The organism is Effusibacillus lacus (genome assembly GCF_002335525.1).
Taxonomy (GTDB): Bacteria; Bacillota; Bacilli; order Tumebacillales; family Effusibacillaceae; genus Effusibacillus; species Effusibacillus lacus.
In genome coordinates this window covers 1-10531 of record NZ_BDUF01000021.1, presented here as the reverse complement: position 1 = coordinate 10531, position 10531 = coordinate 1, and the positions used below count along the sequence as shown (strand labels likewise).

Sequence of the window (10531 nt, the reverse complement as noted above, 5' to 3'; positions counted from 1 at the left end):
GTGGACACCCTTGTCGTAAGCTAATGGCTACTGTTGCCTTCACCACTCGGGACTTGCACCCTATAGACAACGCCCATGCCGGGCGCACATAAAAAGCGCCTTTTCAAAAGGAAAAGGCACAACATGTCAAAATGTAATGCCTTATCTCTCAGGGTTTCAACCTGCAGGAGTTAGCACCTTACCGGGTGTCGGTAGGTTGCTGGACGTCATAGGGCCAGTCCCTCAGTCAGCTCTTGATAAGGAAATCTTAGTTATGTAAATGGTAAACTAGATAATATCTTATTTCATGTGTCGAATCCTGTCAATAGAATTTAGCAAACTATACCATACCCTCCTGCAAAGAGGGTGAGTTTGTGTTTGTCCAATTGTGCGAAAAAGTTCATAATTTTCAGTTGTTTAAAAGGTTATAGTTTTAGAAGTAAGGAATCTTTGAATAAACTGCTAATCTAGTGCCAAGGGGGCTACAAATTGAAGATCCCACAATTGCAAATTGCTCACATGAAACCCAGAGTCCCAATTCTACAAGGCGGGATGGGGGTCCGAATTTCAATGAGCGGGCTGGCTGGCGCAGTAGCCAATGCCGGTGGAATCGGAATCATATCCGGGACAGGCATTCCGATTGAAGAACTGCAGGCTCACATCCGCAAAGCCCGTGAAATTACCAAAGGTATTGGGTATATTGGTGTCAATGTGCTGTTTGCCATGAATGATTTTGCCAGGACCATCAAGGCGGCCATGCAGGAAAAAGTGGATTTTATCATATCGGGAGCCGGATTTTCCCGCGATATGTACGGATGGGGGCGTGAGTACGGCGTTCCTGTCATCTCTATTGTATCCTCAGCCAAACTGGCAAGCTTGGCCGAAAAATTGGGTGCATCGGCCGTTGTGGTGGAAGGGTTTGAAGCCGGGGGTCACCTGGGAACGGACAGGCCTCTTTTTGACATCCTTCCTGAAGTCGTTGAAGCTGTCAATATCCCGGTCATCGCAGCCGGAGGCATTTTGACCGGACGGGATGTGGCAAAAGCCATGAGGATGGGCGCTGCCGGTGTGCAAATGGGGACCCGGTTTGTTGCAAGTGTGGAGTGTGATGCGCCCGAAACTTTCAAGCAAAAATATGTGGATGCGAAAGAGGGTGACACCGTTCTTGTCAAAACAACAGTTGGCTTACAGGGCCGGGCAATTCGAAACCGGTTTACGGACGCCATCTCCGGGGATAACAAGCTTAAGATCGAGAAATGTCACGATTGCCTGAAATCCTGTTCCTATCGTTTTTGTACATTGGACTCGCTGTTAAAATCGGCAGGCGGCGATGTGGATAACGGCCTGGTATTTGCCGGCGCCCGGGTGCACGAGATTACCAGCATTCAGCCGGTGCAAACCATAATTGATGACATTATGAAAGAATACAGGGAAGACATTTCAGCAGACTGAGTTTAATTGAAACCCGCCTGCTTTGGAAAGCAGGCGGGTTTCCCATGCTTTCGATCCAAATCCCCTGCCGTTTATCCCCCAGTCAACGGAACCAGCAGAACCACCAGATCTCCCTGCGTCAGAACATCATCCGCTTTTGCTATTCGATCGTTAATGGCAACGAGCACATCACGATCCCATTCCAACTTCAATTGCTGCAGCAGTTCGAATATTGTGGTTCCTTCCCCAATTTGATGTTCACCGTTCAACTCCTGCATCCAGGGGATAAACGATTGGATGGTGATCCTCATTTGTAACCTTCCACTCCGATGGCCAGCATTTCCTCTTCGTTTACATCAAACAGGGTTCCGCTTGCCTCGTTCACTTCATGGTAGAAATGTTCCGGCAACCGGTCATCCGCCTGGGTGAATCCGGCGGCACGGTTAAATGCATGTTCAATGCGCAGAGTTTCCTTCGCCATGTCGTACAGTTCCTGTTCTTTCACATCTGTTCCGACATAGGCTGACACGATCTCGGCAATGCCGCTCCATCTTCCTGCGATGGCGGAAGCGCTGAAGAAACAAAGGCCTAAACTGTCAAACAAAACAGCCGCTTCCTGCGCCTTGATTGACAGTTCCACCTGTCCTTCCGGCTTGTGATGGTCAATCTGGGCCCGGATCGTTTGGCCGGCTGTGTGGTCGGCTCCCATGGGTGACGTTGCGTAGGTGACCCCCAAGCCTTTAATGGCACGTGGATCATAAGCGGGCATTGCCTGCCCTTTGACTGTCGGAACACGATAAACACCGTACACCCGGCCGGCCACTGATGCCCCGGAGCCGACAATTCGGCCGATTGGCGTTCCGGCGTTGAGTTCCTCCAGCAATTTCCTGGCCCCTTCGAAATCTCCAAAGGGCAGTACTCCAGCTTCCATCAGAACTCCTATCACCGCTCCGGTTTCAATCGTATCCACTCCATATTCGTTGCAAAGACGGTTCAGTTCGGCAATATGGTCAAGGTGGGCAATGCCAAGATTGGACCCCAACAGGCCGATATTTTCATATTCGATTGGAGTCGTTACAGTGGCCCCTGTTTGATCCGGATAAATGTTGGAACACCGTATGATGCATCCCGGCATGCAGGCGTGTGTCGGCGTTCCTTCCCCGCCGCGTTCCAGAATGGTTTCGCGCAGCTTTTCGCCACTGATTTCTTCATACTTGTCGAAACTTCCCGTCTTGAAGTTGAATGTCGGGAGCGCCCCCAGCTTGTTCGTCGTACGGACAAGCGCTGCAGTTCCGTATTCGGGGAATACCTTGGCTGTAGCAGGGGTTTCCTGCAGCCACTCGGTATATTTTTTGACTGCCGCGCGAAATTGTTCCGGCTTTTGGGGTCGCAACCTGTCTATGCCAGCGTCATCAAGGACGATAGCTTTGATCCCTTTGGCCCCTGCTACGGCACCCAATCCGCCGCGACCGCAGAAGCGGGTTGGCGAACCGTCTTTGTCTTTAATCGCAATACCCGCCAAATTCATTCGCATTTCGCCAGAAGTGCCGATTACGTAATAACTGATGTGGGACCCGTATTTGTCTTCGAGCAAACGGGCGGTTTCGCCAAGAGGTTTTCCGCACACCCAGTCGGCCGGTTCAAAACGAACTCCGTCTTTTGAAATGTGAATGATCTGCAAATCGTCACGAACACCTTCAAAGACAATGGCGCGATATCCCAACTTCCCCTGTTTGATGCCCGCCGTTCCTCCGGAATTGCTTTCTTTGATCCCTCCCGTCAACGGACTTTTCCCTCCGACCGAAACGCGTTCCGCGCTGGATGCCAACGAACCTGTCAGAACACCGTTTGCAAACACCAGTTTATTGTAAGGTCCGAGTGGATGAACTGTACCTCCCACTTCGTCATGGATGATTCTTGAAGTAAGAGCCCGTCCTCCCAAAGCTGCATATTCCGTTTTCAGTCCTTCTTCCCGCCAACTCAAGTCGGTCATTGAAATCCGCAAGATTTTCAAATGGATCATCCTTTCCGGTTTTTCGGACTGCCGCAACTACATCTACCATTCATATTATAGTAAGAATAGTAAAGCAAATCGATGAATTTTCCAACAATAATCCATCCATTTACATTCCGAACGTCTATTCGTACAATAGAAGAAGGTGATGATCATGCAAGTGAAGCTCAATATGGAGCAACTGCTCAAGCAGTTCCAACAAGAGGAACGCATAAAGCAAAATATTGTTCATTGGGCAACGATTCCACCCCGCGAAGCCCGGACAGTCCCCTTCCCTTCCGAAATGGACGAGCGTATTCGGGACGCTCTCGTCAAACGGGGAATCAACTCTTTATATACTCACCAGGAAACATCCTTTCGCCATATTTGGGATGGCAGGAATATTGTGGCGGTAACTCCCACCGCTTCGGGCAAAAGCATGTGCTATCATCTGCCGGTTCTGCAAACATTGTCGGAAGATCCGCAGGCACGGGCCCTTTACCTGTTTCCGACCAAAGCGCTGGCGCAGGATCAGAAAAGTGAATTGATCGAGCTCATAACCGATATGGGGCTTCCCATCAAGTCGGAAACCTATGATGGGGATACTCCCGCCAACATCCGTCAGATGATACGGAAAGCCGGCAATATCGTGATCACCAACCCGGATATGCTTCACTCGGCGATCCTCCCCCATCACACCAAATGGGTCTCTTTCTTTGAACATCTGAAATACATAGTGATCGACGAACTTCATACCTATCGCGGCGTGTTTGGAAGCCATGTGGCGAATGTCATCCGCCGGTTGAAAAGGATCTGTGCATTCTACGGAAGCCGGCCGCAATTTATTTGCACTTCGGCAACCATCGCCAATCCAAAGGAACTGGCGGAACAATTGACGGAAGAACCTGTGGAACTGGTCAATAACAACGGAGCTCCCACCGGAAAGAAACATTTTATCTTCTATAATCCGCCGGTGGTCAATAAACAACTGAACATTCGGCGAAGTGCCACCCTGGAGGCGCGGGATCTAACGGAGAGGTTCCTATCCAATGGAATCCAAACCATTCTGTTTGCCCGCAGCCGCATTCGTGTAGAAATACTCTTAAAGTATCTGCAGGAAACGATCAAGAAGAAACTGGGACCCAAAACCATTCAGGGGTATCGAGGCGGTTATCTTCCCAGCCAGCGCAGAGAGATTGAACGTGGCTTGCGGCGAGGTGACATCATGGGGGTTGTAAGCACCAATGCGCTTGAATTGGGTGTGGATATCGGGCAGCTCCAGGCTTGCGTGATCACCGGTTACCCCGGTTCCGTAGCCAGTACGTGGCAGCAAGCAGGGCGTGCCGGCCGGCGTCAAGGAGAATCGGTTGTCGTGCTCGTAGGAAGCTCCTCCCCATTGGACCAATATGTTATTCAGCACCCGGAATACTTCTTTGACCGGAGCCCCGAATCCGCCCGGATCAATCCGGACAATCTGATTATACTGGTTGATCACATCAAGTGTGCTGCCTATGAATTGCCTTTTAAACAAGGGGATCGGTTCGGCAAGGCTGAAATTACGGAGATTCTGGAGTTCCTTACGGAAGAACAGATTCTGCACCATTCCAAGGGCAAATGGTTTTGGATGAATGACTCCTTCCCTGCCCACAACATCAGTCTTCGATCCGCATCCCAGGAGAATGTGGTCATTATTGATATCACCGAGCGCGGAAATGAAAGAGTCATCGGGGAAATGGACCGGTTCAGTTCCCTCACCCTGCTGCATGAGGAAGCGATCTACCTGCACCAGGGCATCCAATACCAGGTGGAAAAGCTGGATTATGAGGAAAAGAAAGCCTATGTGCGCGAAGTGCAGGTCGACTACTATACGGACGCCAACCTGGCGGTGCAACTGAAAGTTTTGACGGAAGATGAGAACCGCCGCTTCCAGCAGACGGAATTTGCTTATGGTGAGGTGTCGGTTCACGCCATGGCTACGATTTTCAAGAAAATCAAATTTGAAACCCATGAAAACATCGGTTCCGGTCCCATTCATCTCCCGGAAGAAGAACTGCATACCAACGCCGCTTGGATCAGTTTCCCCGAGGAACTGTTCGACTCCATTGGGAAAGAAGAAGTGGAACGGGGATTGGTCGGGCTGGCTCACGTTCTCCGCCATGTCGCTCCCCTGTTTGTGATGTGTGATCCCATGGATTTGCACGTGGTGCCGCAACGGAAGGCGGTTCACTCGGGGCAGCCGACCATTTTTTTATACGATCGCTATCCTGGAGGAATTGGGTTGAGCGAGCAAGTTTTCAAAGAAATGGAGACCATCCTCACACAAGCGGAGGGCGTCATCAGTTCCTGTCCTTGTGAATCCGGATGCCCCTCCTGTATCGGGACATCGGAAGAAGACGGCAAAGAATTGGCGCTATCCTTGCTGAGAGTCGCTCAGGGAGTGAGCCCCTATGTCTCTTAGGGACAAATTGAACCGGTTCAGGTCCCACCTGACTTCAGAACTGCCGATATCCCCTATCCAATTATCTGTTGAAGTTCCTTTTCTCGAAAAGTGGGCCGACCTGCAGGCGAGTCCCTATGGATCCGAAGATGAATATGTAATGGTAAGGGAAGTTCGGTATCCGATTACCCGGCGGCATGGGAGATATACCTTCCATCAACTGCATGAAGTAATGGATGCATGGAAGCAATCAGGTGCAAGTCACCCTTTGTCTTCTGCACAGCGAAATTCAGAAGAACTGCTGTTTTTCGATACGGAGACAACAGGATTGCACGGAGGTGTGGGAAACACCGTCTTCCTCTTGGGTTATAGTCGCATTGAAGAGGATTCAGTCGTAGTTCGGCAGCATTTTCTGGCGGCTCCTCATGCCGAGGCTACTCTCTATCAATCCTTTCTGACAGATGTGAAAGAGTCGAAGCATCTTGTCACGTTTAATGGCAAAGCTTTTGATTGGCCGCAGGTTCGAACAAGGCATACACTGCTCCGGGACTCTGTCCCCCACCTTCCTGCTTTTGGCCACTACGACCTGTTGCATGGAGCGAGAAGGCTGTGGAAACGGGAATTGGAGTCCTGCCGGTTGTCCATTATCGAACTGGAAAAATTGGGCATCCAACGACATGGTGATGTTCCTGGATACATGGCACCGATTCTGTACTTTGACTATCTTAAGAGCAGAGATCCTGAAGTGGTTCAAGGAGTCTTGCACCACAACGAAATGGACGTCCTGTCGCTGATCACTTTGTATATCCATATCTCGAAACTCCTGCTGGAACATGACAATGAGGCGGTTACCCATGAGGAACGTTTTGAGATTGCCCGCTGGTACGAAATGTTGGGGGAAGATGAACTCGCCCTGCAGAGATATCGAACTATTGCCGACAGTCAACACCCTCTTAGAGGGAATGCCAAAATCGCTCTGGGTCATCAATACAAGCGATTGAAGGATTGGGACAAGGCTTTGGAAGCGTGGGAAGAATTCATTAACGAATCAGATCGCATTCCGGAAGAGATTTCTATCGAAGTTGCCAAAATCTACGAACACCAAGTCAAGGACTACGAGAAAGCGCTCCATTATACTCTTCAGGCTTACGAGACCTGGAAACTTAAAAGAAGCCTGCTTCGAACCAGCTCCCAAACGGAACTGGCAACCTACCGAAAAAGAATCGAACGGCTGCACGCTAAAATAAAAAGATAGTATCTGCCTGATTTGAGGCGGATACTATCTTTGCGTTGGCTCACAGTATTTGAATATACTTCCAGAACAGAGCAAGCCCTGCCTCTCTTGCCTACTTGCGGCTCTCAAGCCGCTCCAGTGTTAAAACAATAACGTTCTGACTATTCGTTTTGGGAATGTTTAAGGAACTGGAGACCATAATGGAGGTTTTTTTTGCGGTGATATAACACTATATCATATAATTAAAGATTCCGCAACTCCTCCTGTTTATGTCCGAAACCTGAAGGGTTTGTTTTTAAGGGAATGTAATGCTGATTTTTTCCAGGAGACCAGTGCTCTATCCTCTGAGCTATAGACTCTTTCTGGAGGCGCCACCCGGATTTGAACCGGGGAATAAAGGTTTTGCAGACCTCTGCCTTACCGCTTGGCTATGGCGCCATATCTGGTGGCTCGGGACGGAATCGAACCGCCGACACGAGGATTTTCAGTCCTCTGCTCTACCGACTGAGCTACCGAGCCAAACTGGTCGGAATGCAGGGATTTGAACCCTGGACCTCACGCTCCCGAAGCGTGCGCGCTACCAAGCTGCGCTACATTCCGTTCGGTCACAACATAGTCTTGGAATACACGCTTGGTTACGTTAAGTGTAAGCCTCAGATTGTGAATTGGTGCCGGAGGTGGGACTCGAACCCACAAAATCACGATTTTGAGTCGTGCACGTATGCCAATTCCATCACTCCGGCGTTTCTAATTTTTGGTGCGGTCGAAAGGACTTGAACCTCCACGGGCTTGCACCCACAAGAACCTGAATCTTGCGCGTCTGCCAATTCCGCCACGACCGCTTATGGGGTGAGTGATGGGAATCGAACCCGTGACCTACTGATTACAAGTCAGTTGCTCTACCTGCTGATCTACGCTGGCACATGGTGGAAGTGACGACCTACTCTCCCTTGGCTCCTGCGCATGTACCATCGGCGCCGGGCCTGCAGGTTCGCACCAGGGCGTCCTGCCCATCGCGACAAAAGCTATAATATCATGTGATAATTATGATCTCAATAGCATATCCAAAATAAACTTAAACAAATTCTTATAACTGGTACATTAAGCACGGGAATACAGGTCTGTTTCTTTGTTTTTCTTTGCTTTTTTACTTAATGGGCATTAAGAACAGGTTGGAAAAATCAGCTCCGAACACCGAGAAACCGAACAGTTACATGGTAAGGAAGCTGCCACTTTTCAACAAGGTCGGCTGAATAAAAGGAATACAGGCCCCACTCCGCAGTGCGAGTGTGTTTGTGACATCAGGAGGAGGCAATCCGACCGAGACGGTCAAGGCTCTTGCTGCTAGAACGGCAGATTATTTGATGGACCGGATGAATCTGAGGGCAGTTTAAACACAGAGCAAAAGAACAACCAAAAGGGCTGTTCCTCAGTAGATTTTTATCTACTTATGGGACAGCCCCTCCGAAGAGTTTATTTTTTGCCGGCTATTTGAATGACTTCAGTTCCGGAACATTTGAATTTTTATCTTTGACCAACTTTTGGGCTTCCAGTGGGAAGTGTGAAAAGGCTGCTGCTCTTTGTGCAAAGTCATTGATCGTTTCAATCAGGCTGGCGTTTTCTTTGACAACCTGTTCATATTGTTCAAGCAGGTGGGTGAACTTGGTCCGTTCTTCACGCAGTTTGGCTTCCAATTGTTCAATCTTGTGTTGGCTCTCTGATCGGGTGCGGTTCAAATCGACCATCAATTGTTTGTTGGCCAGTTCCTGTTCCCTTAGGACATTCTGCAGTTGCTGATACTTGGAAGAGCTTTCATCCCGGAACTCCTGGAATTCGTCCGTCAGTTCGTCGATTCGGAGTTTGCTGGTCGCCAATTGCTCCTGGAGCCGACCAATCTCCAATTCTTTGTTTTCAATTTTTTCTTCCAGGAATTCTTTTTCGTTGGTTAAATTCCTGAATTTTTCTTCGGAATCGTACAATTGTTCTTCCGTCGTTTTCAATTGAATGCTGATTTCGCGACGGGATTCCAACAGTTCCATGAAAGATTCAAAGCATTTCATGGCGATGGCATCTGTCAACAGATGGGCATTAATCTCTTCCGCTTCCGTTCCGTCCTCATTATTAGAATTGGCTTGTTGCGGTTGTTTCTTTATCAGAGCGGATACTTTGCCAATGTCTTTAATTTTTGATAGCAGCATTCTATCACCCGTTCCTTTTTGGGTCTTTTTCCCTTTTTAAAATTATATTTGATCTTTCGACATTCTTCAACATCAGAATATTTTCTTTGGAGTATAACCCCATGTTCCCTTGTATGTATTCCATGGTATGATTCTTGTATTGAAAAAATAGAAATGAGGATGCGGACATTATGAACAATGAGCTTCTTAAAGGCATTTGGTTTGCGGTTGGCGCTTATCTCCTGTGGGGCGTACTGCCTTTGTTCTGGAAGCTGCTGCAAATGATACCCTCCGATGAAATTCTGTCCCATCGCATTGTTTGGTCATTTGTCTTTGTTATGCTAATTGTGGCCGTATCCGGTCGTTCGAACGAGTTCAAAAGCCTGTTTGTACACAGGAAAGTTTTGCTCGCCCTCCTGCTTGCCTCTGTCCTGATCAGCGGCAACTGGTTTATCTACATCTGGGCTGTAAACCACGACTACGTCATAGAAGCCAGTCTCGGTTACTATATAAATCCTCTATTAAATGTCGCCCTGGGAATGATCGTGCTGAAGGAACGTCTAACGCTTCCCCAGTGGGTTGCTATCCTGCTGGCCGCCACCGGTGTCGCCATTCTGGCCGTCGAGTACGGAAAGGTACCCTGGATTGCCCTTTTGCTGGCCATAAGCTTTGCCATTTACGGGCTTGTAAAAAAAATGGCCCCGGTGGACGCGATGGTAGGGCTTGCTTTCGAGACTGCCATGAGTACGCCAGCTGCTCTGATCTATTTGATGCTCCTGCAAACCAAGGGAATCGGGGCATTGGGGCATTCCTCCGCAGAAGTCACGGTCTATCTCCTGTTATCGGGAATTGCCACGACCTTGCCCCTGATCTGGTTTGCCCAGGGAGCCAAGCGAATTCCCTTTTCGATGCTCGCATTTATTCAATATCTATCTCCGACTATCAGTCTGCTCTTGGGAATCTTTGTGTTTCACGAACCGTTTACCGCCATACATCTGATCAGTTTCAGCTTCATCTGGGCCGCCATTGTTATTTATACCCTGTCAAGTGTCAAGTTCAGGGATGCGATTAAGTTGAAATCGGAGAGCTGAATAGTCTATCAAGGTCGTCCCGTTTTCTTGAAATTTTTTTTGTAGCGCATGCCGTGCCTGCCCAGATCCGGCTTTACATACACCGTTCCATACTTGTTTAGTTTCCATGCGCCGGGTCTAAACCCACCGGCTTTAGCCGGTCAGCTTCCAGCGCGTTGACAGTGTACCAGAGCACCTCTAACATAAAGT

Annotated in this window: 7 protein-coding genes, 5 tRNA genes and 1 riboswitch; of the genes, 4 read left to right on the top strand and 8 right to left on the bottom strand. The window is 49.0% G+C overall.

The window, feature by feature from the left end:
- Positions 1–138: 138 nt before the first annotated feature.
- Positions 139–243: riboswitch (SAM riboswitch) on the bottom strand.
- 255 nt (positions 244–498) lie between these two features.
- A complete protein-coding gene (locus EFBL_RS05465; RefSeq protein WP_172899645.1) occupies positions 499–1431 on the top strand; it encodes an NAD(P)H-dependent flavin oxidoreductase in 933 nt (310 codons plus the stop codon).
- 71 nt (positions 1432–1502) lie between these two features.
- Here the strand turns inward: EFBL_RS05465 and EFBL_RS05460 are convergent, their stop codons facing one another.
- Positions 1503–1721, bottom strand: coding sequence for a MoaD/ThiS family protein (locus EFBL_RS05460; RefSeq protein ID WP_096181128.1), 219 nt, complete (start codon positions 1719–1721; stop codon positions 1503–1505).
- Positions 1718–3424: an aldehyde ferredoxin oxidoreductase C-terminal domain-containing protein gene (locus EFBL_RS05455; protein WP_207907634.1), complete on the bottom strand. Its 1707-nt coding sequence runs from the start codon at positions 3422–3424 to the stop codon at positions 1718–1720. The genes EFBL_RS05460 and EFBL_RS05455 overlap by 4 nt, the downstream gene beginning before the upstream one ends.
- Positions 3425–3578: 154 nt before the next feature.
- Between EFBL_RS05455 and EFBL_RS05450 the strand changes: the two genes are divergently transcribed.
- On the top strand, positions 3579–5861 hold the full coding sequence (locus EFBL_RS05450) for a DEAD/DEAH box helicase (RefSeq protein WP_096181127.1): 2283 nt from the start codon (positions 3579–3581) through the stop codon (positions 5859–5861).
- Positions 5851–7095 carry a ribonuclease H-like domain-containing protein gene (locus EFBL_RS05445; RefSeq protein WP_096181126.1) on the top strand — a complete coding sequence of 415 codons (1245 nt, stop codon included), beginning with the start codon at positions 5851–5853 and terminating at the stop codon, positions 7093–7095. The genes EFBL_RS05450 and EFBL_RS05445 overlap by 11 nt, the downstream gene beginning before the upstream one ends.
- Before the next feature lie 342 nt (positions 7096–7437).
- Here the strand turns inward: EFBL_RS05445 and EFBL_RS05440 are convergent.
- The 6 genes from EFBL_RS05440 to EFBL_RS05410 all read right to left on the bottom strand — a co-directional run bounded on the left by EFBL_RS05440 (position 7438) and on the right by EFBL_RS05410 (position 9272).
- A tRNA-Cys gene (locus EFBL_RS05440) sits at positions 7438–7512 on the bottom strand.
- 5 nt (positions 7513–7517) lie between these two features.
- Positions 7518–7593: transfer RNA gene (locus EFBL_RS05435), tRNA-Phe, on the bottom strand.
- 4 nt (positions 7594–7597) lie between these two features.
- Positions 7598–7674, bottom strand: a tRNA-Pro gene (locus tag EFBL_RS05430).
- A gap of 66 nt (positions 7675–7740) precedes the next feature.
- A tRNA-Leu gene (locus EFBL_RS05425) sits at positions 7741–7817 on the bottom strand.
- A 12-nt stretch (positions 7818–7829) separates the two neighbouring features.
- Positions 7830–7916, bottom strand: a tRNA-Leu gene (locus tag EFBL_RS05420).
- A gap of 645 nt (positions 7917–8561) precedes the next feature.
- Entirely contained in the window at positions 8562–9272 is a 711-nt protein-coding gene (locus EFBL_RS05410) for a hypothetical protein (protein ID WP_096181125.1), read from the bottom strand.
- Positions 9273–9442: 170 nt separating this feature from the next.
- On the opposite strand from EFBL_RS05410, the gene rarD reads away from it, so the two are divergent.
- Positions 9443–10342, top strand: a complete 900-nt coding sequence (gene rarD / locus EFBL_RS05405; protein WP_096181124.1) for an EamA family transporter RarD — start codon at positions 9443–9445, stop codon at positions 10340–10342.
- The last annotated feature ends 189 nt before the right edge of the window (positions 10343–10531 follow it).